Genomic DNA, 24,838 nt, shown 5'->3' on the forward strand with positions numbered 1-24,838 from the left:
ATCCGTTGGCATCGCACGCTTCAACGCACCTTCACCGTCACCCCGGCGAAGGCCGGGATCTCTCCGTCTCAGCCATACGCACCGGCGAGATTCCGGCCTTCGCCGGAATGACGATGGGAAGGGCATCTCGACTTCGCTTGATGCGAAGGGCTAAGGGGGAAGCGAAGGATAGGGGACGCAACATGACCAGCATCGGCATTATCGGCAGCGAAGGGCGGATGGGCGTCGCGCTCTCCGCCGCCATCTCCGAGGCGGGGCAACGCAGCTGCGGCGTCGATCGCGGCGGCAATGTCGCAAAGCTCGCGGCGGGGGCGGACGTGCTCGTCGATTTCTCCTCGCCCGCCGCGCTCGAAGCGACGCTCGACGCCTGCGTCGCGGCGAAGAAGCCCATCGTCGTCGGCACGACCGGGCTCGAGGAACGCCACCATTATCTGATCGACGATGCCGCGAGGGATATCGCCGTGCTCCAGACGGGCAATACCTCGCTCGGCGTCACTCTGCTCGCGCATCTGGTGCGCGAGGCGGCGGCGCGGCTCGACCCCGAATATGATATCGAGATCGTCGAGATGCACCACAGGAACAAGGTTGACGCGCCGAGCGGCACCGCGCTGCTGCTCGGAGAGGCGGCTGCCGAAGGGCGCCACATCGACCTCGCCAAATGTTCGGAACGCGGCCGCGACGGCCTCACCGGCGCGCGCGGGCACGGCAAGATCGGCTTCGCGAGCCTGCGCGGCGGCACCGTCGCGGGCGACCATGACGTGATCTTCGCGGGGCCCGAGGAAATGATTACGCTGTCGCACCGCGCCGAAAACCGCATGATCTTCGCGCGCGGCGCGGTGCGCGCAGCGCTGTGGCTGATCCGTCAGAAGCCAGGGCGCTACACGATGCCGCAGGTGCTGGGGCTATGATGAAAATGGAGAGGCGGTTCCAGATTGAGGTCGACGGCTTGCCGGATTTGCCGGGGATGATGCTGGTCACTGTCGAGGCGCTGAGGGATTTGGGTGGATCAGCTACGATTCAAGAGCTTGATGAACGGGTCATCGAATTGGAAGGGGTGTCCGAGGAAGAACAATCATTCTCCATGCCGCGTGACGAAAATCGCCCAAGGGTGAACTACTACCTCGCTTGGGCAAGGACCTATTTGAAACGGGGCGGCGCGTTAGAGAACTCCGCGAGAGCGGTTTGGGCGCTGACCGAAGCAGGATCGACTATTTCCTCGATCGAGGAAACGCGCGCAATCTATGAGCTCGTAACTTTAGAAGAGCGAGCCCGTGCCAAAGCCAAGCGCAGCGCGGCTAAGTTGGCCGGTGTGGAGGCTGTAGAGACTCCGGAGTCAGAGCCAGACAACGCAGAAGATTGGAAATCTCAGCTTCTGGCAGTGCTTGTTTCCATGGCGCCCGATGCTTTTGAGCGACTCTCGCAACGCCTACTTCGCGAGGCTGGATTTACGAAGGTCGAAGTCAGAGGGAAATCAGGAGACGGGGGGATAGACGGTCTTGGAGTTTTGCGAGTGAACCTTGTTTCGTTCCAAGTTTATTTCCAATGCAAACGATGGAAAGGCAGCGTCGGATCAAAGGAGATTAGGGACTTTCGGGGCGCATTACAGGGTCGGGCGGACAAGGGGCTTTTTATAACGACCGGCCATTTTACCAGCCAAGCGTCCGACGAAGCCACTCGCGACGGAGCGATTGCGATCGATTTGATTGACGGAGATCGCCTCTGCGATCTTCTGAAGGAGAATAGGCTGGGCGTTGAAACGGCAATGATCGAAAGAGTCAAAATCGATCCGGATTGGTTTGGCGGTATTTGACCTCAAATGAAAAAGGCCGATATTTTCGAATTCTACCGCCGTCTCGCCGAGCTCAACCCCAGCCCCGAGACCGAGCTGGAGTTCGGCAACACCTATCAGCTGCTCGTCGCGGTGGTGCTTTCGGCGCAGGCGACCGACGTCGGCGTGAACAAGGCGACGCGGGCGCTATTCCGCGACGTGAAGACGCCGCAGCAAATGATCGATCTCGGCGAGGAGGGGCTCAAGCAGCATATCAAGACGATCGGGCTGTTCAACGCGAAGGCGAAAAATGTCATCGCCCTCAGCGAAATCCTCGTCCGCGACTTCGGCGGCGAAGTGCCCGCCGACCGCGACACGCTCGTCGAGCTTCCGGGCGTCGGGCGCAAGACCGCCAATGTCGTGATGAACTGCGCCTTCGGGGCGGAGACCTTCGCGGTCGACACCCATATCTTCCGCGTCGGCAACCGCACCGGCCTCGCCCCCGGCAAAACCCCGCTCGCGGTCGAAAAGAAGCTGGAGAGGGAAACCCCGCAGCCCTTCCGCGTCGGCGCGCACCACTGGCTGATCCTCCACGGCCGCTACATCTGCAAGGCGCGCACCCCCGAATGCTGGCGCTGCCCGGTCGCCGACCTCTGCCGCTACAAGCCCAAGACGCCCGCGCCCAAGGGGTGGAAGGCGGCCGTATGAAATTCCGTTTGCCCTGAGCTTGTCGAAGGGCCGTTCTTCCTCCAGCATGGCCGGGAAAAGGACGGGGCTTCGACAAGCTCAGCCCGAACGGACGAACAGAAAACTCAAAAAGGGGTCGATAATATGCGTTTTGCTTCCGCCTTGCTTGCTTCCGCCGCCCTGCTCGCCGCGGCGCCCGTCCATGCCAAGCCCGCCGATCCCGCGGTGGCGAAGAAGATCCTCAAGGACAGCGTCGCGATCCCGACCGTCGAGGGCCGCGGCAAGGTTCCCGAACTCGCGGCCTATTATGCGGGCGTGCTCAAGGCGGCGGGCTATGCCGACAGCGACATCGAAATCACCCCGATGGGCGAGACCGCGACCTTCGCCGCGACGCTCCACGGCACGACGAAGCAAAAGCCGATCGTGCTGCTCGGCCATATGGACGTCGTCGAGGCCGATCCCAAGGACTGGACGCGCGACCCCTTCGTGCCGGTCGAGGAAAATGGCTATATTTTCGGGCGCGGGTCGGAGGACAACAAGTTCGACGTCGCGATGATGGTCGCGACGATGGCCGCGCTCAAGAAGGAGGGCTTCAGGCCGAAGCGGTCGATCATCTTGGCTTTGTCGGGCGACGAGGAAACCTCGATGACGACGACGCGCGCGCTCGCGGCCAAATATAAGAACGCCGAATTCGCATTGAACGGCGACGGCGGCGGCGGGCTGATCGGCGAGGACGGCAAGCCGCAATATTACGGGCTGCAGGCGGGCGAAAAAACCTATGCCGATTTCACGCTCGAAGTCACCAATCCCGGCGGGCACAGCTCGCGCCCGTCGGATACCAACGCGATCGTCCAGCTGTCGGCCGCACTCGAAAAGGTCGGCGCCTATCGCTTCGCGCCGCAGCAGAACGAATTGACCAAGGTCGGCATGCCGATCGTCGCCGATCAGGTCGGCGGCGAGATCGGCGCGGCGTTGAAAGCCTTCGCCGCGAACCCCGCCGACGCGGCGGCGATCGCGAAGATCCGCGCCGAGCCCGAATATGTCGGCCAGATCGGCACCACCTGCGTCCCGACGCTGGTCAAGGGCGGCCACGCCGAAAATGCGCTGCCCCAGCGCGCGACCGCGAACATCAACTGCCGCATCTTTCCGGGCGTTGCGGTCGAAGCGGTGCGCGCCGAGCTTGAGAAAGTCATCGCCGACCCCGCGATCGAGGTGAAGACCGATCCCGATGCGAGCGCCAGCGACGCCTCGCCGCTGCGCCCCGACGTGATGGCGGCGGTGAAGAAGGCGGTGCATGCCCGCGCGCCGGGCCTGCCGATCATCCCCTCGATGAGCGCGGGGGCGACCGACTCCTATCATTTCCGCGCGCAGGGCGTGCCGAGCTACGGCGTCGCGGGCCTCTTCTCGAAAGCGAACGACAGCTTCGCCCACGGCCTCAACGAGCGCGTCCCCGTGGCGGCGATCGAACCCGCGCTCGCGCATTGGGACAGTCTGCTGAGGGATTTGTCGAAATAGGCGATAAAGAAATAGACCGTGCCCCTGCGAAGGCAGGGGCCCATCACCGGAGATCGCGTTTCAAACAGCCGCCTGCGAAGAATGCGACGGCTGGAGATGGGCCCCTGCCTTCGCAGGGGCACGGCGTCTTATGGAGGCAGCAATGCCCCGACCGCCCGCTCGACCATCGCCGCCGCCGCCTCGGCGCCGAAGCTTCCCGCGTCGAGCGACAGTTCGAGCCACAGCCCGTCGACCATCGCGGTCAGCATGATCGCGAGCCGCCCGGCGTCGCGCGCGCCGCACGCGATCAGCAGCTCCGCCAGCCGCGCGCGATAGCCCGCGTAACTTTCCGCGTGGATTTCGGCCATCCGCGCGTCGCTCCGCGCCAGCGCCCAGAAGGCGGTCCACGCGCCGAGCAGTTCGGGACCGGTCACCGGCGGGCGAAAGCTCGCGGTCAGATAGGCGGTCAGCCGCGCGCGCGGATCGGCTCCGGCGCTTTCGACCGCGGCCGCGAAAATCGCATCCATCCGGTCGCTCGTCGCCTGATAGGTCGCGGCGACCAGATCGTCGATGCCGCCGTAATAATGGCGCAGCAGCCCCGGCGATACGCCCGCCCTTGCGCAGATCGCGCGCACATTGGTGCCCGCCAGCCCCTGTTCGGCGAGGCACGCCGCCGTCGCCTCGATCAGGTCCGCCCTGCGGGCATCGGCGCTTTCGCGCCTAAAGGCTTGGCGAGCGGGCTGCATATTGTTATACATACGTATAACAAGGATCGAACCATGGCAACGCTGCGCGGCACCTTCGACGACATCGACCCGCTCGAAGGCTGGTCGCTGCCGGCGTGGACCTACAGCGACCCCGACTTCCACGCGGTCGAGGTGGAGCGCATCTTCCGCCCCAGCTGGCAGGTCGTGTGCCACGACAGCGACATCCCGAACCCCGGCGACTGGCACGGCATCGACTATATCGGCGAAAGCGTCATCCTGATCCGCGGCACCGACCGCAATGTCCGCGCCTTCACCAACGTCTGCCGCCACCGCGGCTCGCGCCTCGTCGACGCCGCGGCGGGCTGCGCGAAGAAGCTTGTCTGCCCCTATCATGCCTGGACTTACGAACTCGACGGCCGGCTGACCGGCGTCCCCGATTCGGCGAGCTATCCGGCGCTCGACAAGGGCAAGGCCGGGCTCGCTCCGGTCGAGGCCGAAAACTGGCGCGGCTTCTGGTTCGTCCGGCTCGCCGACGACGGCGGCCCCTCGGTCGCGTCGATGATGGCGCCCTATGAGGAGCAGATCGCCCCCTATCGCTTCGAGGAACTCGGCGCGCTCGGCCGCGTCACGCTACGCCCGCGCGAGGTCAACTGGAAGAATGTCGGCGACAATTATTCGGACGGCCTCCACATCCCCGTCGCGCACCCCGGCCTGACGCGGCTGTTCGGCAAAAGCTATGGCGTCGAGGCCGAGGAACGCGTCGACCGCATGTGGGGCAACCTCGTCGACCGGCCATCGCCGAACTGGTCCGAACGCCTGTATCAGCGGTTGCTGCCGCCCGTCCCGCATCTGCCGGAGGCGAAGCAGCGCCACTGGCTCTATTTCAAGCTCTGGCCCAATGTCGCCTTCGACATCTATCCCGACCAGGTCGATTTCATGCAATGGCTGCCCACCGGCCCGGCGAGCTGCCTGATCCGGGAAATCTCCTATGCGCTTCCCGATGGGCGTCGCGAGATGAAGGCGGCGCGCTACCTCAATTGGCGCATCAACCGTCAGGTCAACGCCGAGGACACCGCGCTGATCACCCGCGTCCAGCAGGGGATGGCGTCGAAGACATTCTCGATGGGACCGCTCAGCGACAAGGAAGTGTGCCTCAAGCATTTCTGTTCGCGGATGCGCGACATCATCCCCGAAGCGCGGCTCGAGCATCCGCCGGCGGCGGGGTGGAGCAAGGCATGACAATAATATTCCCGTTCGCATCGAGCGAAGTCGAGATGCCTATCGGGAGCGCACGGCCTCACGGTGTCTCGACTTCGCTCGACACGAACGGAGGGTGGTATGACCAATAATCTCCCCGTCATCATCGTCGGCGGCGGACCCGCCGGTATGGTCGCGGGGTTGCTTCTCGCGCGCGCCGGGGTGCAGGTCGCCGTGCTCGAAAAGCACGCCGATTTCCTGCGCGATTTCCGCGGCGACACCGTGCATCCCTCGACGCTCGAACTGTTCCGCGAGATCGGGCTGCTCGAAGAGCTGCTGAAGGAGCCGCACGCCGCGATCGACACGATGACGCTGAATCTGCTCGGCGGCCAATATACGATCGCGACGATGAAGCATCTGCCGGTCGCGGCGCCCTTTATCGCGATGATGCCGCAATGGGATTTGCTCGACTTCATCGCGCGGCAGGGCCGGAAATATCCGACCTTCGATCTACGCATGTCGACCGAGGCGACCCGTCTCACTTATGATACCGCGAACCGCGTCAGCGGGGTGACGCTCGCGACCGGCGAGACGCTCGCCGCGCGCCTCGTCATCGCCGCCGATGGGCGCCGCTCGGTGCTGCGCGACGCCGCCGAGCTGCCGCTTGAGGATCTCGGCGCGCCGATGGATGTGCTCTGGTTCCGCATTCCGGTCCCCGCGGGGACGGACATGTCCGAGGTCGCGCTTGGCACGATCGACAAGGGCGGCATGGTCGTCGCGATTCCGCGCGGCGATTATTGGCAATGCGCGCGGGTCATCGAAAAGGGCGGGTTCGCGCCGATCGAGGCGCGCGGGATCGCCGCTTTTCGCGAAGAGATCGCCGCGATCGTCCCCGGCCTTGCCGCCGGAATCGATGCGATCCGCAGCTTCGAGGACGTCAAGCTGCTCGCGGTCGCGCTCGACCGGCTGACGCGCTGGTCGCGTCCCGGACTGCTCGCGATCGGCGACGCCGCGCACGCGATGTCGCCGATCGGCGGGGTCGGAATCAACCTCGCGGTGCAGGACGCGGTGGCGGCGGCGAACATCCTCGCCGCGCCGCTCGCTGCCGGCGCCGATCCCGATCCGTTGCTTGCGCATGTGCAGGCGCGCCGCTGGACGCCGACGACGCGCATGCAGGGGCTTCAGCGTTTCGCGCACCGGAACATCATCGAACCGATGCTGCGCGGCGAGATCACGCGTGTGCCGCTCGCGGTCCGGCTGCTCGACCGCATTCCGCTGCTTCGCCGTATTCCGGGCCGCGTCCTCGGCCTCGGCTTTGGACGCCAGCATGTTCAATCTCCGCTTGCGAAAGAGTTTTCATGACCAAGGCCTATGACGCGCTGATCATCGGCGCCGGCCACAACGGCCTCGTCTGCGCCTTCTATCTCGCGAAGGCGGGGCTGAAGGTGCGCATCGTCGAGGCGCGCGATGTCGTCGGCGGCGCCGCGGTGACCGAGGAGTTCGCGCCGGGGTTCCGCAATTCGGTCGCGAGCTACACGGTCAGCCTGCTCCAGCCCAAGGTGATCGCCGACATGAAGCTCGCCGATCACGGCTACCGCGTGATCGAGCGGCCGATCAGCAATTTCCTCCCGCAGGAGGATGGTGGCTACCTCAAGCTCGGCGGCGGGCTCGAACGCACGCAGGCCGAGTTCCGCAAGTTCAGCGCGCGCGACGCCGAGGTGCTGCCGCAATATTATGACGCGCTCGAAAATGTCGCCGAATTGCTCCGCGACCTCGCGCTGCGCGTGCCGCCGAACGTCGGCGAGGGGCTGCGCACGCTGCTCGACGGCGCGCGGCAGGGGGGGCGCTTCGCGGGGCTCAGTCTCGAACAGCAGCGCGATGTGCTCGACCTTTTCACCAAATCGGCGCGCACGATGTTGGGCAGCTGGTTCGAAAGCGAGGCGGTCAAGGCGGCCTTCGGTTTCGACGCTGTGGTCGGCAATTATGCGAGCCCCGACACGCCGGGCAGTGCCTATGTCCTCCTCCATCACGTCTTCGGCGAGGTGAACGGCAAGAAGGGCGCGTGGGGCCATAGCGTCGGCGGCATGGGCCGGATCACCGAGATTATGGCGAAGGTCTGCGGCGACCATGGCGTCGAGATCAGCCTCGAAAGTCCCGTCGCGAAAGTGCTGGTCGACGGGGGCAAGGCGGTCGGGGTGAAGCTCGTCGGCGGCGAGGAGATCGCCGCGGCGCGCGTGATCGCAAACGTCGGGCCGAAATTGCTCTACGAGCGGATGATGGACGCGAGCGATCTGCCGGCGGACTTCGCGCGCCGCATCAAGGGCTTCAAGGCGGGCAGCGGCACCTTCCGCATGAATGTCGCGCTGTCCGAGCTGCCGAAGTTCACCTGCCTCCCCGAACCGGGCGAGCATCACCAGTCGGGGATCATCCTTGCGCCGACGCTCGACTATATGGACCGCGCCTTCCTCGACGCGAAGCAGTTCGGCTGGTCGAAGGCGCCGATCGTCGAGATGCTGATCCCCTCGACAGTCGACGACAGTCTCGCGCCGCCGGGCGGGCATGTCGCGAGCCTCTTCTGTCAGCAGTTCGCCCCCGAATTGCCGGACGGCCGCGACTGGGACGATGAGGAGGAGGCTGCCGCCGACTGCATCATCGACACGGTCGAAAAGCATGCGCCGGGTTTCCGCGCCAGCATCATCGCCCAGACGCTCCTGTCGCCCAAAGGTCTCGAGCGCAAGTTCGGCCTCGTCGGCGGCGACATCATGCACGGCAATATGAGCCTCGATCAACTCTGGGCTGCGCGGCCGGTGCTCGGCAATGGCGGTTATCGCGGGCCGGTGAAGGGCCTCTATATGTGCGGCGCGGGAACGCATCCGGGCGGCGGCGTCACCGGCGCGCCGGGGCACAACGCCGCGCAGGTGATCCTACGCGACCGGGGCTTCTTCGCCCCCCGCTGGCGTTGACAACCTGGTCCAGACGTAGAGCGGCAGGCCCGCGGCCATCAGGATCAGGCTCATCGCGCTGACCCCGACCCCGGCGCCCCACAGCGTCCATATCGCATAGGCGAGCCCCGCGAGCGCGACCGGGATCGCGACGCGCAGCCTTAATGCCGCCGCGGCGCAGGCGAGGTAGAGCCACAAGGTCACCGAGGTCGAGAGCACGGCCATGAAGGTGAACATCTCGGCGGTCGATTTGCTGCTGTTGAGGATCACGCAGACGGTCGCGATGGCGCTCGACAGCAGCAGCGCCGCAGCGGGCGTGCCGTGGCGGTTCGTCCTGGCGAACCAGGCGGGAAGCAGCCCCTGTTCGGCAAGCCGCGCGGGCAGTTCGGCCTGGATCAGTGTCCAGCCGTTGAGCGCGCCGAGCGCGCTCACCGCGGCAAAGGCGGCGATGAGCAAAGCCGGACCATGCCCCCAATAGGTTTCGGCGAACAGCGCGAAGGGCGCCTCCGATGTCGCGACCGCGGCGGCGGGAAGCATCAGCGCGATCGCCGAACAGACGATCAGGTAGAGGATGCCCGTCGCGAGCGTGCCGATGATCGTCGCGCGCGGGATGGTGACCGCCGGGTTCGCCGCCTTGTCGGCGGCGACGCTTGCCGATTCGAAACCGAGCAGCGCCCATAAAGTCAGGATCGCCGAGCCGCTGACGGCCGCGAGTGAGAGCCCTTCGGCGGGGAAGGGGGTGATCGCCACGGGCCCGCCGCGTCCAAAGGCGATGGGGATCAGCACGACGACGGTGACGAGGGGGATCAGCTTGATCGCGAGCGTGACGATCTGGAAGCGTCCCGCCGCGCGCGCGCCGCGCCAGTTGATCGCGGTGACCAGCCAGATCAGCGCGATCGTCGAGATCGCCATATGATCGCTGATCGCGGGAACGAAGAGGCTGAGGAACGAGACGCTCGCGACCGCGAGTGTGACGTTGGCGGTCCACACCGACACCCAATAGGCCCAGCCGATCATGAAGCTCGGGATACGCCCGAAGGCGCGTTCGACGAAGGCGGTCGGCCCGCTCGCCTCGGGGAATGCGACGGTGAGCCGCGCGATGACGAAGGCGAGCGCGAGCGCCCCCGCGATCGTGATCGCCCAGCCCGCGACGCCATTCCAGCCGAAGGGCGCGAGGCTGGCGGGGAGCAGAAACACGCCCGACCCGATCATATTGCCCATGACGAGCGCGATGCACATCGCAAGGCCGAGCTTGCGGTCCGGTCTTTCGCTGTGGGCCGAAAAATCGCTCACCGGGCCGGAACTCCTCGCTGGCCTTGATATGGGCCGGGGTTGGCGCCGCAGGCCTCAGCTTTTCGCCGCGCGCGCCTTGGCGACCGCCTGACGCAAGCCGTTATAACCGATCTGGCCCTGGAACAGCTGGTCGCCGACGATCCAGGTCGGGGTGGCGTTCAATTGCAGTTGGGTCGCGATTGCGAGGTTGCTGTCGAGCTCGCGCTGGAACAGCGCCTCGTTCGCGGTCGCATCGGCGCTGCCGTCGGTGACGACGCCCGCCTTTTCGGCGGCCGCGGCGATCGCCGCCTTGTCGAGCGAGCCGCTCGCGAACATCGCATGGTGGAAGGCGTCATATTTCCCCTGCCGCGCGGCGGCGAGCGCCATGATCGCGGCGTCGCGGCTCTGCGGCGCGATGATCGGCAATTCGCGGAACACGACTTTCAGGCGCTTGTCCTCACGGATCAGTCGGTCGACGTCGGGCACGCTCGCTCGGCAGAAACCGCAGGCATAGTCGGTAAAGACCACCAAGGTGACGTCGCCATCGGCGTTGCCCGCCCAGGCGCCGGCATAGGGTTTTTCGAGCGCCGGGCGGATCGCGTCGATGGCCTTCGCGATTTCGCCCTTGCGCTGCGCTTCGAGCGCCTCGGGAATGATCTCAGGGTTCGCCTTGATATAGTCGGCCACGATGGTTTCGACCTCGCCCTTGCTCATCCCGCCGCCGAACCGTCCGCCCAGCCAGAAGGCGAGCGCGAGGAGCAGCAGGCCGCCGAGCGCCAGACCCCATATGCGTGTGGAAACGCCTTCCATCCCGGTTCCCTTGATTTGCGGCGAGCGCTGCGACGCCATGGCTTTGGCGTTCGCTGGCTTTTTGGCCGGCTGCGCGATCGGCGAGCGGTCGTCGCCTTCCATCATGCTCGCCGCGCTTTCCGGCGAGGGCTTCGCCATCGCGGGAATCGCGGCGTCGCCCGCGAACAACGGCAGGTCGGGCGCGGCCGCCGCCGTCGCGGCGGCTTTCGCTTCGGCTTCCTCGCGCGCGAGCAATTGTTCGAGGCCCGAAGGCGGCGGCGCCAGTTCCTCGCGCGGTGCGGGGCGCAGCTTGGTCGCGGCGTCGCCCAGCTGCTCGCGCAGGCTCTCGCTGCCTGCCTTGGCGATATCGACGACCCCCGCCCTGGTCTTGCCCGCCACTTCGCCGAGCCCGCGCCCGGCCTCGCTCGACAGCTTTCGGGCCTTGTCGCCGAGCGCCATCTTCGTCCACGCCGCACCACCGGCCTTGGCGGCTGCGCGGCCCGCCTGCGCCGATCCACGCCCGACGGCGCGCGCGGCGCGCGCGGTCGCGGCGCCGGTTTTCGCGGCGAGTTCGCGCGAGCGGCGCGGAATCTCCATCGCCTCGACGCGCGCGGGGACGTCGGCGCGTTCGCCGACGCGGATCGTCCAGTCGGCAAAGGCTTCGGCGCCGGCGCGGACACGGTCCCACAGATTCGCGGCGCCCGCCGCGATCGCCTCGGGCTTCACCAGCGGCTCGCCGCGCGGCTTTTCGGGCTTGCTATAGCGCGTCAGGTCGATGCCGACGGGGGGCTCGTCCTTCGGCTTCGCCAGTCCTTCGCCCTGCATCGGCGCGCCCATGCCCGGCGTCGGCGCGGGGTCGCGCAGCCACGGCTGGTAATAATCGTCTTTTTTATCAGTCACTTGTTGCCCTTGCGCATCGTTGTTGGCGATGCGGTCCCCGCTTGTCCTGCTTGAATCTAACGCCGTTTGCGCTCGCGTTCCACCTCGGCGCGAGCCACCATCGAAATATCCTGTGCGCGGATCCAGTCGGGGGAGCCCTGGGGCAGTCCCTGCATCGCCATTTCGGCATTACGCAGCGCGAGTCCCGCCTGTCCACCCTCAAGACTATAGCGTTCGGCCGAGGCGAGCGCCGCGCGCGCCTGATCACCCTTGTTCGCATAGACGATGCCGAGCTGATACCAGGCGAAAGGATTTTCGTTGTCGAGCGCGACCGCCGTTTTCAGCACCCGTTCGGCCTCGGGATAGTTGGCGGGATCCTCGGTCGCGATCAGCGCATGGCCCAGCGTCGCGGCGATCAGCGGTTGCGAGCGCGACTGCGAAACCGCCTTGCGTAGCGGGGCGATCGCCTGCTCTGGGTGCCCCGATTCGAGCAGCACCTGGCCTTCGAGCTCGAGGAAATAGGGATCATCCGGGTCCGCCGCGAGCAGGCCTTCGACCTCCGCCAGGGCTTTCTGCGGATAGGCGCTCTTGTGCCAGGCATAGGCGCGCGCATAGCGCGCCGGGACGGTCTTGTTGCTTTCGGGATATTTGCGCAGCGTCCGCTCGGGCTCGGCGATATAGCCCGACAGTTTCGCCTTGATCCGCTGGAAGCGCGCCTCGATCTTCGGGTCGGCCGGCTTGTCCCACGCGGGGTCGATGACATAGACTTCGCGCAGCGCCTGGATGCGGTCGCCCGACATCGGGTGGGTGCGACCATAGGCCTGATCATCGTCCTGCTTGATCCCGTAGCGGAATTCGAGGTTCTGCAATTTCTTGAAGAAGGCGAGGCTGCCCCGGCCGCTGATCCCGGCCTTCGACAGATATTGCGCGCCCGCGGCGTCGGCGGTCGATTCCTGCACGCGGCTGAAGGCGAGGAACTTGCCGAGCGCGGCCTGCTGGCCCGCCATCATGATCCCCATGCCCGCTTCGCCCCCCCCGGCAGCAATCGCCGCGGCGCCGAGCAGCAGGCTGAGCAGCGAGATGCCGGTCGCGGCCTTGGCGCCTTCGTTGACGCGGATCGCGTGGCCGCCCATCACATGGCCGAGCTCGTGCGCGAGCACGCCCTGCACCTCTTCGGCGCTGTCGGCGGCCTCGATCAGCCCGCTGAAGACATAGATGTCCTGGCTGCCCGCGACAAAGGCATTGATGCTGCGGTCGCCGAGCAGATGGACGCGCACCTGCCCCGGCTGAATCCCCGCCGCGACGAGCAGCGGGTCCATCATGTCCTGGAACAGCGCCTCGGTCTCGGCATCGCGCAGGATCGACTGCGCCATCGCGGGGCGCATCGCGACCGCGACCATCGCGAGCAAGGTCAGCAGGATACGGAAAAGAGGGCGCAGCCCGTGCGCCCCGGACGCGGGTAGCGGCGGGAAAGCGGTCATCCCCGCCTTTCTTGCGCCGTGCGCCTGAACCCCGAGTGAAGCCATAGGGGCTTATTGGGGGCGGGCACGCACGGACGCAAGGTGCGGATGGCGTTTATGCGGTCGGCTGCCGCCGGTTGGGGCTTGCGAGACTGCGGGGCTGGATGCCGCCCGATCAAAAAAAAAGCCCGCGTGCTCCCGCGAAGGCGGGAGTCCATCTCCGGCCGGTGCGAGATGGAACCGGCCGGAGATGGATCCCCGCCTTCGCGGGGACACACGGCTTCCTATTCGATTGGAGCGTTTTAGGGCTTGGACCCTAATTGCCGAAGGTGCGCTGCCACCAACCGCGCCGGGGTTCGCCGTCGGGGCCGGTACCGCCCTCGTCGCCATTGGCGGCGACCGGCTCGGCCTCGCTCGCCGTCACCGGTTCGGCGGCGGCTTCGGCGGCGACGGCCTTTTTGGCCCGGCTCGCGCGCTTCTTCGGTGCGGGTTTGGCGGGCTCGGCTTCGGTTTCCGCCACGGCTTCGACCGGTGCCGCCACTTCAACGGCCTCGGTTTCAGCCGCGGCCTTGGCGGCTTCGATTTCGGCCTTGGTCCTGCGCGGCGCGCGCTTGCGCTTCGGCTTTTCCTCGGCGGCGGGCACCTCCTCGGCAACCGGCTCGGGTGCTTCGGCCGCCTCTACCGGCGCAGCCTCTTCGGCCACGGCTGTGTCGGCGCTTTCCTCGGCATCGGCCTTCTTGCGGCCACGACCCCCGCGGCGGCGGCGCGGCTTGGCTTCCTCGGCCTCCGCGTCAGCAGCCTCGATCGTTTCGGCCGGCGCGGCTTCCTCTTCGCCGGCCTCGGCGGCATCGCTTTCGCCTTCGTCGCCGCTTTCGCCGGCGTCAGCGGCATCGCCGCCTTCTTCGTCGCGGCGGCCACGGCGCCCGCGGCGGCGGCGGCGGCGGCGCTTGCGGCCCTCACCGTCACTTTCCCCTTCCTCGCGATCCCGCGAGCGCGCGGGGCGCTCCTCGTCAGCGTCGTCTTCGGCCTCCTCTTCCTCTTCGAGGAAGTCCTCGTCCTCATCCTCGATCGGTTCGATGGGGGCGAAGCTGCGGCGCTGGGTCGGCGGCGGGCCGCCCACCTCGACCGCCATGCGCGCGCCCTCGGTCTCGCCGTCGGGCAGGATTTCGACGCTCACGCCGTAGAGTTCCTCGATCTCGCGCAGTTCGCGGCGCTTTTCGTTGAGGAGATAGAAGGTCGCCTCCTGGCTCGCGCGCAGGGTGATCTTGCTGCCCTTGCCGCGCGCGGCTTCCTCTTCGATCAGGCGCAGCGCGCTGAGGCCCGCCGAACTCGCGGTGCGGACGAGGCCGGTGCCTTCGCAGTGCGGGCACGGGCGCGTCGAGGCTTCGAGCACGCCGGTGCGCAGGCGCTGGCGGCTCATCTCCATCAGGCCGAAGCCCGAGATGCGGCCGACCTGGATGCGCGCGCGGTCGTTCTTGAGCGCTTCCTTCATCGCGCGCTCGACCTTGCGGACGTTCGAACCATGATCCATGTCGATGAAATCGATCACGATCAGCCCCGCCATGTCGCGCAGGCGCAGCTGGCGTGCGATCTCGTGTGCGGCCTCGAGGTTGGTGTTGAGCGCGGTCTGCTCGATATTATGCTCGCGCGTCGACCGGCCCGAGTTGATGTCGATCGACACCAGGGCCTCGGTCGGGTTGATCACGAGGTAACCGCCCGATTTGAGCTGAACGACGGGGTTGAGCATCCCGGCGAGCTGATCCTCGACGCCGTATCGCTGATAGAGCGAGACCGGGTCGGCATATTGCTTCACGCGCCGCGCGTGGCTCGGCATCAGCAGCTTCATGAACTGCTTCGCGGCCTTATAGCCTTCGTCGCCCTCGACGAGCACTTCCTCGATGTCTTTATGATAGATGTCGCGGATCGCGCGCTTGACGAGGTCGCTGTCCGAATGGATCAGCGCCGGTGCGCTCGACCCCAGCGTATTCTCGCGAATCTCGTCCCACAGGCGCGCGAGATAGTCGAAGTCGCGCTTGATCTCGACCTTGGTGCGGCTCATCCCCGCGGTGCGCACGATGCAGCCCATCGTCGGCGGCAGGTTGAGCTCGTCGATCATGGCTTTGAGCTTGCGGCGATCGGCGCCGTTCGAAATCTTGCGGCTGATCCCGCCGCCGTGCATCGTGTTCGGCATCAGCACGCAATAGCGGCCGGCGAGCGACAGATAGGTGGTGAGCGCCGCGCCCTTGTTGCCGCGCTCTTCCTTGACGACCTGCACCAGCATCACCTGCCGGCGGCGGATGACGTCCTGAATCTTGTAGCGGCGGCGCAGCGACATGCGGCTTTCGCCGTCCTCGTCGTCGCTCCGGCGGCCGCGTCCGCGGCCCCGGCCGCCCCCCTTGCGAGTATCGCGGCCATCGCGCCCGCGGCGCTTGCGGTCGCCGCGGCCATCCTTGCCCTCTTCGGCGCCTTCTTCGCCCTCTTCGGTGTCGCCATTTTCGGCACCCTCTTCCTCGTCGCCCTCGGCGTCTTCGCCGATGGTTTCGGGGGCGGGGGCGTCGCCATTCTCGTCGTCGTGCTCCTCGACATCGGCGACATCGCCTTCGAGTTCGTCGAGATCCTCCTCCGCGCGCTGCGCGGCGGCGGCGGCGTGCTCGGCCTCTTCGCGCAGCAGCGCGTCGCGGTCTTCCTTCGGAATCTGGTAATAGTCGGGGTGAATTTCGCTGAAGGCGAGGAAGCCGTGGCGATTGCCGCCATATTCGACGAACGCCGCCTGCAGCGACGGTTCGACGCGAGTCACCTTGGCGAGATAGATATTGCCCTTGAGCTGCTTGTGCTCGGCAGACTCGAAATCAAACTCCTCGATTCGGTTGCCCTTGGTGACGGCGACCCGGGTTTCTTCCCGGTGCCGCGCGTCGATCAACATGCGCGTGGTCATTAGATACACTCCAAGCGCGCCTCGGCGCGCCATCAAAAAATCCCGCTAACCCTCCTTGCGGAAGGCCGCGGCGGATACGGGTGAAAGGAAAAAAGACGTTATTGCCGAAAGGAGCCTGCGTCCGGTCCTGGACGCGCATGCGGTCTTCAAATCCGGCGACGGCCGGGGCGAAAGCGCCCGCGTCGGGATTCAAAGAGGGCATGGCAAGCCTCATACGGCATCAACCTGTTACGGGATGAGCGGGCGGGCAGGGCGGGCGCGCAAGCGACGCCCCGACTGTCCGGTCAACCGGGTGGACTGGCGGCAGGCATGTCCTTCCCCGTTTGTCCGGCGCCAAGGCGGCCATGATCCGCTTGATTGCGGAACAGGCCTTCCCCTCAAAAGGCCGGACGGCACCGGGAACGACGCCGTCAGTGATGGCGTGCTAGCATCGGCATGGACCGACGGCAACCACAACCACCCCAGAAAGATAGGATGGCGCGAAGGTGTTGCAAGAAAACCATTCGGCTGCGCGGCGGGGGGCGCCGGCCGGGCTTGCCGCCCGACGCGCCTCTGTCACGCCATGGTCAAGGGCGGATTCATCCTGTTGCCGCGCCGCAGGGCTGGTGATTTTCGAATAGGGCTGGACCATCGCGCGCCTTGGACGGCATAGACGCGCCATGAGCCCGCTGCTCGTCCTGATTGGCCTGATCGGAGCGTCCTCGGCAGCCTTGCCGGCGCGCGCCGGCGCGATCGATGCCGATCCGCGCCCGGCCGCGGGACAATATGACGCGGCATCGCGGTCTCCGCGCGGCGAATTGCAGCCCTTCGCCGGCTTTCGCGCCCGCCGTCCGGCAAAACGCTACAGCGTGACCGTTCCGATCGGAAAACCCAAGCCCGCGGTGACGCTGCCGCGCATCGAGGGGCCCGCCGACGATCGTCTGCCGCTCGTGGTGATCGACGCCGGGCACGGCGGACACGACCCCGGCGCGATCTCGCCGCACGACGGCAGCCGCGAAAAGGACATCACGCTGGCGCTCGCCCGCGCGATCCGCAAGGACCTGCTCGCCTCTGGCCGGGTGCGCGTCGCGCTCACGCGCGCGGACGACCGCTTCCTCGTGCTCGAGGAGCGTTACGGCATCGCGCGGCGGTTGAAGGCCGACCTGTTCATCTCGGTTCACGCCGACGCCGCCGAGAATCAGGAGGCCAGCGGCGCGTCGATCTATACGCTGGCCGAGGTCGCCTCCGACCGCGAGGCGGCACGGCTCGCGGCGCGCGAGAACAAGGCGAACATCATCAACGGCGTCGACCTCGGCGCGCACAGCGGCGACGTATCGGCGATCCTGCTCGACCTCACCCAGCGCGAGACGATGGGTCTTGCCGCCGATTTCGCGCGGCTGCTCCAGCGCGAGGCGTCCGACGAAGTGAAATTTCGCACCACCGCGCACCGCTTCGCCTCCTTCATCGTGCTGAAGGCGCCCGACACCCCGTCGGTGCTGTTCGAAACCGGCTTCATATCGAACAAGGAGGATGTCGCATTCCTCGCCTCGGCCGCCGGGCAGAAGAAAATCGCGCGCGGCGTCCGCGAGGCGGTGCAGGTCCACTTCGCGCGGCAGGTCGCGGAGCGTTGACGGTCGATTCGGCGTGGCGGGGCAAAATCCTCACTCCCATCTGGAGATATTGTTCGCATGACCACCGATCGCGAATTGCATGATCATCTGATCGGCCGGCAGGGCTCGCGCGCCGATCTGAATACCCCCGCTCTCATCCTCGATGTCGATGCGCTCGACCGTAACATCGGACGCATGGCCGCGCTCGTGACCGAGCGCGGCGTCGCGCTTCGCCCGCACGCCAAGACGCACAAGAGCATCGACATCGCCCGGCGCCAGATGGCGGCGGGGGCGATCGGCGTCTGTTGCGCGAAGGTCGGCGAGGCCGAGGTGCTGGCCGGAGGCGGCGTGACCGGCATCCTCATCACTTCGCCCGTCGCCGCCCCCGCCGCGATCGAACGCCTCGCGAAGCTTGCGGCGACCGCCGAAGCCTTGATGGCGGTCGTCGATCATCCCGGCGTCGCCGACCGGCTCCAGGCGGCGCTTGCTGCGGCCGATGCGCGGCTGGGCGTCGTCATCGACATCGACCCCGGTATCGCGCGCACCGGCGTCGCGTCGGCCGAGGCGGCGGTCGCGTTGGCGAAGGCGATTTCGGCAGCGCCCAACCTCGATTATCGCGGCGTGCAATTCTACTGCGGGTCGCAGCAGCATATCGAAAGCTACGCCGACCGCCGCGCCGCGATCGTCGAGCGCACCGCCTATCTGCAACAGGTGATCGCCGCGCTGGCCGAAGCGGGCTTCGCGCCCGGCCTCGTCACCGGATCGGGCACCGGCACGCACCGGATCGACCTCGACCTCGGCGTCTTCACCGAATTGCAGGCGGGCAGCTATGTCTTCATGGACAAGCAATATCTCGATTGCGACATCGCCGATGGTGCCGAGCCGCCGTTCGAGGTTTCGTTGTCGGTCGACGCGCGCGTCGTCAGCGCGAACCACGGCGGCCTCGTCACCATCGACGCCGGCTACAAGTCGCTCTCGACCGACGGCGGCGTCGCGGTGGTCCGGCGCGGAGCGCCCGAAACCGCCTTTTTCGCTTTCATGGGCGACGAACATGCCGCGCTGATCGCCCCCGGCATCGGGGCCGAACTCCAGCCCGGCGACCCGGTCAGCCTGACCGTGCCGCACTGCGACCCGACGGTGAATCTCTATGACAGCTACCATGTCGTTTCGGGCGACACGCTGGTCGGCATCTGGCCGGTCAGCGCGCGCGGCCGGGCGCGATGAGCGTTACGGTCCGCCGCCTCGCCGCAACCATGCTTCCCTTTCGGCGACGCAGGCTTTAGAGGCGGGGGCATATGGCCGCCGACAGTCCGCCCGATTTCCGCCTTCGCCTTCGCCGCGACGGCAATGCCGTCATCACCTGGCTGCGCGACATGTGGACGCGGCGCTGGTTCCGCTGGCTCGGCTATCTCGCGCTCGCCGGTCTGCTCGGCCTCGTGCTGATCTGGGCGGTTTTCGCGCGCGACCTGCCCTCGGTCGATCAGCTTCGCGACTATGAGCCGCCGCTGCCGACGATGGTCCGCGACGGCGAGGGCAAGCCGGTCCACAGCTATGCCCGCGAACGCCGCGTTCAGCTCGAATATAGCGAATATCCGCAGCTCCTGGTGCGCGCCTTCCTCGCCGCCGAGGACAAGACCTTCTTCAGCCATGGCGGCATCGACTATCCGGGCATAGCGAGCGCGATCGTCACCAACCTGTCGAACAGCGGCCGCCCCGTCGGCGCCTCGACCATCACCCAGCAGGTGGCGAAGAATCTGCTGCTCACCAACGAGCTGAGCTATCGTCGCAAGATTCGCGAGGCGATTCTTGCGATGCGCATCGAGGATGCGCTGACCAAGGAACAGATTCTCGAGCTTTATCTCAACGAAATCCCGCTCGGCCGCCGCAGCTTCGGCGTGCAGGCGGCGAGCCGCGCCTATTTCGACAAGGATGTCGACCAGCTCGCGCTGCACGAAATGGCCTTCCTCGCGATTCTGCCCAAGGCGCCCGAGAAATACGGCCGCGCGCGTTTCGAGCGCGATGCGCTCGCGCGCCGCAATTTCGTGCTCGGGTCGATGGAGGATAATGGCTGGATCAGCGCGGCGCAGCGCGACGCGGCGCGCGCGATGCCGCTCGGCCTGACCGACCGGGGTAACCGCGCGGTCGCGCAGGTCGGCGGCTATTATATGGAAGAGGTGCGGCGCCAGCTGATCGCCGAGTTCGGCGAAACTGCCGAGGTCGGCCCCCACAGCGTTTATGCCGGCGGCCTCTGGGTGCGCACCCCCTATGACGGCAAGATGCAGGAGGCCGCGGCGATGGCGCTGCGCAAGGGGCTCCAGCGCTATGACGCGGGCAAGGGCTGGTCGGGACCGATCGCGACGATCGAGGCCGACGACCAGTGGCAGAGCCGCCTCGCCTCGAGCTTCATCGGCATCGATTACGACAATTGGCGCGTCGCGGCCGTGCTCTCGAAATCGGGGGGCGAGGCGCGGATCGGCTTTTCGAACGGTGACACCGGACGCCTGCCCGCGAGTTCGGCGGGGATGCGCTATCGCAAGACCGGCGGCAGCGCCTTTTCGGCGCTGCGCCCGGGCGATCTGATCGTCGTCAAATCGGCGGGCGGCGACCGCTACGCGCTGCGCAATATCCCCGAAGTATCGGGCGGCATGGTCGTCGAAAGCCCGCATTCGGGCCGCATCTATGCGATGCAGGGCGGCTTCGACGTCCGCCTGTCGTCGTTCAACCGCGCGACGCAGGCCGAACGCCAGCCTGGCTCGACGATCAAGCCTTTCGTCTATGCCGCCGCGCTCGACAACGGGATGACCCCCGCGACGATGATCGTCGACGGCTCCTTCTGCGTCTATCAGGGCGCGGCGCTCGGCAACAAATGCTTCCGCAACTTCGGCAATTCGGGCGGCAGCGGCGAGCACACGATGCGCTGGGGCCTCGAACAGTCGCGCAACCTGATGACCGTGCGCGCGGCGAGCCTCGTGGGAATGGAACCGGTCGTCGAGATGATCAGCCGGATGGGCATCGGCAAGCACGAACCCTATCTGTCGACCGCGCTCGGCGCCGGAACGACGACGGTCGAAAAGATCACCAATGCGTACGCGATGCTCGCCAATCACGGCCGCGAACTGAAGCCGCGCGTGATCGACTATGCGCAGGACCGCCGCGGCAAGGTGATCTTTCCGAAGAACTGGAAGCCCTGCGAAGGCTGCAACATGAAGGATTGGGACGGCCGGCCGATGCCGCGCTTCACCAAGTCGGGCAAGCAGCTGATGGACCCGATCACCGCTTATCAGGTCGTCCATATGCTCGAAGGCGTGGTCCAGCGCGGCACCGCGGTGCGGCTGCGCGATCTCGGCGTGCCGCTGTTCGGCAAGACCGGGACGACTTCGGGTCCGAACGATGTCTGGTTCGTCGGCGGCACGCCTGACGTGGTCGCGGGCATGTATATCGGTTTCGACCAGCCGCGCAGCATGGGCGGCTATGCGCAGGGCGGCAGCTATGCCGCGCCGATCTTCAAGGATTTCGCGCACGCGGCGCTCGCCGACCGCCAGCCGATTCCCTTTTCGGCGCCGAAGGGCGTGCGCATGGTGCGCATCGACCGCCAGTCGGGCCGGCGCGTCTATGGCAGCTGGCCGGGCACCGATCCCAAGGCGTCGATCATCTGGGAAGCGTTCAAGCCCGAAAGCGAACCGCGGCGGACGATTCGCGAAGAAGAGATCAAGCCGGCCAAGGCGGCGCCCCGGCAGGACGTGCCCGTCCAGCAAAGCCCCGGCCGGCGCAGCGACAGCGAATTCCTGGAGGATCGCGGCGGCATCATCTGACGGCTGCGCACCTCCTTCCCCTGCGGCCTTCGAGGTCGTAAGGGCGGACCAAATTATTCAGGAGCAAGGACATGCGCGCCGAAGCGCAGGATCATATCGACAGGATTGGCGCCGCATTGGCGCTGCTGCGCCGCTTTCTCGACTGGGACCGCGCGGTGCGGCGGCTCGACGAACTCAATGCGAAGGTCGAGGACCCGACGCTGTGGAACGACGCGAAGGCGGCGCAAGAGGTGATGCGCGAACGCCGCCGGCTCGACGAGGCGATCACGGCGACGCGCGCGATCGAAACCGAATGCGCCGACACCGCCGAACTGATCGAACTCGCCGAGATGGAAGGCGATGAGGGACTTGTCGACGAGGCGGTGGCGTCGCTGGCGTTGCTCGCCGCGCGCGCCGAGGAAGACAAGATCAAGGCACTGCTCGCGGGCGAGGCTGACGGCAACGACTGCTATATCGAAGTCCATGCCGGCGCCGGCGGCACCGAAAGCCAGGACTGGGCCGAGATGCTCCAGCGCATGTATATGCGCTGGGCCGAAAAGCGCGGGATGAAGGTCGAACTCGTCGAATATCAGGCGGGCGAGCAGGCGGGGATCAAGTCGGCGACGATGCTGGTGAAGGGCGAGAACGCCTATGGCTATGCGAAGACCGAGAGCGGCGTCCACCGCCTCGTCCGCATCTCGCCCTATGACAGCTCGGCGCGGCGCCACACGAGCTTTTCGAGCGTCTGGGTCTATCCGGTGATCGACGACAATATCGAGATCGAGATCAACGAGGGCGACCTCAAGATCGACACCTATCGCGCGTCGGGCGCGGGCGGGCAGCACGTCAACACGACCGATTCGGCGGTTCGCATCACGCACATCCCGACCGGGATCGTCGTCGCCAGCCAGAACGACCGCTCGCAGCACAAGAACCGCGCGACCGCGATGGGGATGCTGAAGGCGCGGATGTACGAGGCCGAGCTGCAGAAGCGCGAGGCGGCCGCATCGGGCGAATATCAGGCGAAGACCGAGATCGGCTGGGGCCACCAGATCCGCTCCTACGTCCTCCAGCCCTATCAGCTGGTGAAGGATCTGCGCACCGGCGTGACCTCGACGGCGCCGGGCGACGTGCTCGACGGCGCGCTCGACCCGTTCATGGCGGCGGCGCTATCGCAGAAGGTGACCGGCGAAAAGGTCGAGGTGGAGGACATCGATTGATGAAGCGCGCGGCGCTCGCCCTGCTGACGCTCGTACCGCTGCTTGGCGGCTGCGACGCGCCTTGGGACGATAGCAGCGACCGCGCCGAAACCGCGCGCGACTTTCCGCCCGCCGACCGGCCGGTGGCGCCGACGGTTTCGACCAAATGGTCGACCGAGGAAGCGCGCGACCGCGTCAACGAGGCCGAGGACGTCATGGATTCGGCCGACGTCCGTCCCGGCATGACCGTCGCCGACATCGGCGCGGGCGACGGCTATTATACCGTGCGCCTCGCGCAGCGCGTCGGCGCGGGTGGCCGCGTGCTCGCGCAGGACATCATGCCGCAAGTGATCGAGCGCCTCGCCGACCGCGTCGCGCGCGAACGGCTCGACAATGTCTCGCTGAAGCTCGGCGCGGTCGACGATCCGCGCCTGCCCGAGGACAGCTTCGACCGCGTCTTCATGGTCCATATGTATCACGAGATCGGCGAGCCCTACGCCTTTCTGTGGCGGCTGCGCCCGGCCTTGCGCCAGGGCGGACAGGTGATCGTCGTCGACGGCGACCGCCCGATCGCGCAGCATGGCACGCCCTTCCGCCTGCTCGTCTGCGAATTTCAGGCGGTGGGCTACAAGCTCGTCTCTTACGACGACAAGCAGCACGCCGGCGGCTATCTCGCGCGTTTCGTGCCCACGGGCAAACGTCCCGAACCGGAGGCGATCAAGGTCTGCGACAATCCGTGAAACACCGTCGCCCCGCCTGCGCGGGGGCGACGGGTTTATAGCGTGATCATATTGGATGGAATCGCCATCCCGGCGAATCCTTTCCCTATATGAAAAGCTGTGTGCTCCCGCGAAGGCGGGAGCCCATCACCCGCCGGCTCGAAATGGCACCGGCCGGAGATGGGCTCCCGCCTTCGCGGGGACACATCGCTTTTCCGGTGGGGGATTCGGCCTGACTCCACAAACCCTAATAGACGATCAGCCGGTCCTCCGCCGCGACCGCGGCAAGAAAGCTGACCACCCCGCCCGCCTTGACGCCGCCAACGATCCGGTCGGCGGTCAGGTCGGCAAGAGCCAGTCCCGACTGGCACACGATCATCTCGACCCCGCTCGCCAATGCTTCGTCGATCAGTTCGGCGAGGCCGGGCAGGCCCGCCGCCCGCCGTGCGCCGTCCCCTGCAAAGCCCGCGGGCGGGCGCAACATCGCTGCCGCATCGCCCTGGAGGAATAGTCGCGCCGGCCCGCCCAGCGCGGCGGCGGCGATAGCGGTCTCTAGTGCGGCGCAGAAACGCCGCCCTTCGGCGACCGCGACGATGATGTTCAGACCTGGCATATCGGGCATTCGGGATCCTCGGGCACGCCGACCTCGCGCCAGCGGCGATCGAGCATATCGACGATCGCGAGCCGGCCGGTGAGCGGCGATCCCCAGCCGGACAGCGCGCGCACCGCCTCGAGCGCTGCCACCGTGCCGATCATGCCCGCGAGCGCGCCCATCACGCCGGTTTCGGCGCAGTTGATTCCAGGCCGGTCGGGATCGTTGCCGACAAGACAAGCATAGCAGGCGTGGCCCGCGCGCCAGCCCTCATAGAGCGCGACCTGCCCCTCGAACGCCCCGATGGCGGCGCTGAGCAGCGGGATTTGCAGCGTCACCGCGGCGCGGTTGACGCCAAGCCGCGTCGCGAAATTGTCGCAGCCGTCGAGGATCAGGCTCGCGCCCTTCAGCAGCGCCGCGGCGTTCGCATCGTCGAGCCGCCGGGTGACCGCGATCGCCTCGACATGCGGATTGATCCGCCGCGCCGCCTCGGCCGCGACCTCGGCCTTCGGCGCGCCGAGATCGGCGTCGGTGAACAAAGGCTGGCGGTGGAGGTTCGACAGCTCGACGATGTCATGATCGATGATCGTCAGCTTGCCGACGCCCGCCGCCGCCAGATAGGTGATCGCCGGACAGCCGACACCGCCCGCGCCGATCAGCGCAACATGGCTCGCCTTCAGCTTCGCCTGCCCCGCGCCGCCGAACTGCGGCAGGATGATCTGGCGCGCATAGCGGTCGAGTTCGGCGTCGCTGAGCACCGATCAGCGCAGTTTGATGCCCGACAGCGAAGCGACGCCGGCCGTATCCGCGGTTTCGTC

General features: G+C 66.9%; 19 protein-coding genes. 12 read left to right on the forward strand and 7 right to left on the reverse strand.

Features of this window, described 5'->3' with window-relative positions:
* Positions 1-182 precede the first annotated feature (182 nt).
* From dapB to QZL87_RS18955, 4 genes are all read left to right on the forward strand, one after another.
* Positions 183-908: a 4-hydroxy-tetrahydrodipicolinate reductase gene (gene dapB / locus QZL87_RS18940; protein WP_295322174.1), complete on the forward strand. Its 726-nt coding sequence runs from the start codon at positions 183-185 to the stop codon at positions 906-908.
* Positions 905-1,810, forward strand: coding sequence for a restriction endonuclease (locus tag QZL87_RS18945; RefSeq protein WP_295322176.1), 906 nt, complete (start codon positions 905-907; stop codon positions 1,808-1,810). Before dapB ends, QZL87_RS18945 begins: the two co-directional genes overlap by 4 nt.
* Before the next feature lie 6 nt (positions 1,811-1,816).
* Positions 1,817-2,476 (forward strand): endonuclease III, encoded by a 660-nt coding sequence (gene nth, locus QZL87_RS18950; protein WP_295322179.1) that lies wholly within the window; start codon positions 1,817-1,819, stop codon positions 2,474-2,476.
* Between the two features lie 123 nt (positions 2,477-2,599).
* A complete protein-coding gene (locus tag QZL87_RS18955; protein WP_295322181.1) occupies positions 2,600-3,970 on the forward strand; it encodes a M20/M25/M40 family metallo-hydrolase in 1,371 nt (456 codons plus the stop codon).
* Positions 3,971-4,098: 128 nt separating this feature from the next.
* Here QZL87_RS18955 and QZL87_RS18960 read toward each other — a convergent pair whose 3' ends face one another.
* Entirely contained in the window at positions 4,099-4,695 is a 597-nt protein-coding gene (locus QZL87_RS18960; RefSeq protein WP_295322184.1) for a TetR family transcriptional regulator C-terminal domain-containing protein, read from the reverse strand.
* A gap of 33 nt (positions 4,696-4,728) precedes the next feature.
* Between QZL87_RS18960 and QZL87_RS18965 the strand changes: the two genes are divergently transcribed.
* The 3 genes from QZL87_RS18965 (at position 4,729) to QZL87_RS18975 (ending at position 8,816) form a co-directional block, all read left to right on the forward strand.
* Entirely contained in the window at positions 4,729-5,895 is a 1,167-nt protein-coding gene (locus tag QZL87_RS18965) for an aromatic ring-hydroxylating dioxygenase subunit alpha (protein WP_295322187.1), read from the forward strand.
* Positions 5,896-5,994: 99 nt separating this feature from the next.
* Positions 5,995-7,215 (forward strand): FAD-dependent oxidoreductase, encoded by a 1,221-nt coding sequence (locus tag QZL87_RS18970; RefSeq protein WP_295322190.1) that lies wholly within the window; start codon positions 5,995-5,997, stop codon positions 7,213-7,215.
* On the forward strand, positions 7,212-8,816 hold the full coding sequence (locus tag QZL87_RS18975; RefSeq protein WP_295322192.1) for an NAD(P)/FAD-dependent oxidoreductase: 1,605 nt from the start codon (positions 7,212-7,214) through the stop codon (positions 8,814-8,816). The genes QZL87_RS18970 and QZL87_RS18975 overlap by 4 nt, the downstream gene beginning before the upstream one ends.
* Here QZL87_RS18975 and QZL87_RS18980 read toward each other — a convergent pair.
* The 4 genes from QZL87_RS18980 to QZL87_RS18995 form a co-directional block, all read right to left on the reverse strand.
* Complete coding sequence (locus tag QZL87_RS18980; protein WP_295322195.1) at positions 8,778-10,088, reverse strand: amino acid permease; 1,311 nt, start codon at positions 10,086-10,088, stop codon at positions 8,778-8,780. The two genes, QZL87_RS18975 and QZL87_RS18980, sit on opposite strands and share 39 nt — an antisense overlap.
* 54 nt (positions 10,089-10,142) lie before the next feature.
* Complete coding sequence (locus tag QZL87_RS18985; RefSeq protein WP_295322197.1) at positions 10,143-11,756, reverse strand: thioredoxin domain-containing protein; 1,614 nt, start codon at positions 11,754-11,756, stop codon at positions 10,143-10,145.
* Between the two features lie 56 nt (positions 11,757-11,812).
* The gene (locus QZL87_RS18990) at positions 11,813-13,216 is read right to left on the reverse strand and encodes a M48 family metalloprotease (RefSeq protein WP_295322199.1); all 1,404 of its coding nucleotides are present in this window, start codon (positions 13,214-13,216) and stop codon (positions 11,813-11,815) included.
* Positions 13,217-13,511: 295 nt separating this feature from the next.
* The gene (locus QZL87_RS18995; protein ID WP_295322203.1) at positions 13,512-16,130 is read right to left on the reverse strand and encodes a ribonuclease E/G; all 2,619 of its coding nucleotides are present in this window, start codon (positions 16,128-16,130) and stop codon (positions 13,512-13,514) included.
* A gap of 659 nt (positions 16,131-16,789) precedes the next feature.
* Here QZL87_RS18995 and QZL87_RS19000 point away from each other — a divergent pair.
* The 5 genes from QZL87_RS19000 to QZL87_RS19020 all read left to right on the forward strand — a co-directional run bounded on the left by QZL87_RS19000 (position 16,790) and on the right by QZL87_RS19020 (position 23,449).
* Positions 16,790-17,740, forward strand: a complete 951-nt coding sequence (locus QZL87_RS19000; RefSeq protein WP_295322206.1) for an N-acetylmuramoyl-L-alanine amidase — start codon at positions 16,790-16,792, stop codon at positions 17,738-17,740.
* A gap of 57 nt (positions 17,741-17,797) precedes the next feature.
* Entirely contained in the window at positions 17,798-18,943 is a 1,146-nt protein-coding gene (locus QZL87_RS19005) for a DSD1 family PLP-dependent enzyme (protein ID WP_295322209.1), read from the forward strand.
* A gap of 71 nt (positions 18,944-19,014) precedes the next feature.
* Positions 19,015-21,531 carry a transglycosylase domain-containing protein gene (locus tag QZL87_RS19010; RefSeq protein ID WP_295322212.1) on the forward strand — a complete coding sequence of 839 codons (2,517 nt, stop codon included), beginning with the start codon at positions 19,015-19,017 and terminating at the stop codon, positions 21,529-21,531.
* A 71-nt stretch (positions 21,532-21,602) separates the two neighbouring features.
* A complete protein-coding gene (gene prfB / locus QZL87_RS19015; protein ID WP_295322214.1) occupies positions 21,603-22,730 on the forward strand; it encodes a peptide chain release factor 2 in 1,128 nt (375 codons plus the stop codon).
* Positions 22,730-23,449: a class I SAM-dependent methyltransferase gene (locus tag QZL87_RS19020; RefSeq protein WP_295322217.1), complete on the forward strand. Its 720-nt coding sequence runs from the start codon at positions 22,730-22,732 to the stop codon at positions 23,447-23,449. Before prfB ends, QZL87_RS19020 begins: the two co-directional genes overlap by 1 nt.
* A 226-nt stretch (positions 23,450-23,675) precedes the next feature.
* Here the strand turns inward: QZL87_RS19020 and QZL87_RS19025 are convergent, their stop codons facing one another.
* A complete protein-coding gene (locus tag QZL87_RS19025; RefSeq protein ID WP_295327053.1) occupies positions 23,676-24,041 on the reverse strand; it encodes a DsrE family protein in 366 nt (121 codons plus the stop codon).
* Complete coding sequence (gene moeB / locus QZL87_RS19030; RefSeq protein ID WP_295322219.1) at positions 24,029-24,778, reverse strand: molybdopterin-synthase adenylyltransferase MoeB; 750 nt, start codon at positions 24,776-24,778, stop codon at positions 24,029-24,031. Before moeB ends, QZL87_RS19025 begins: the two co-directional genes overlap by 13 nt.
* Between the last annotated feature and the right edge of the window lie 60 nt (positions 24,779-24,838).

The organism is uncultured Sphingopyxis sp. (assembly GCF_900078365.1).
Taxonomy (GTDB): domain Bacteria; phylum Pseudomonadota; class Alphaproteobacteria; order Sphingomonadales; family Sphingomonadaceae; genus Sphingopyxis.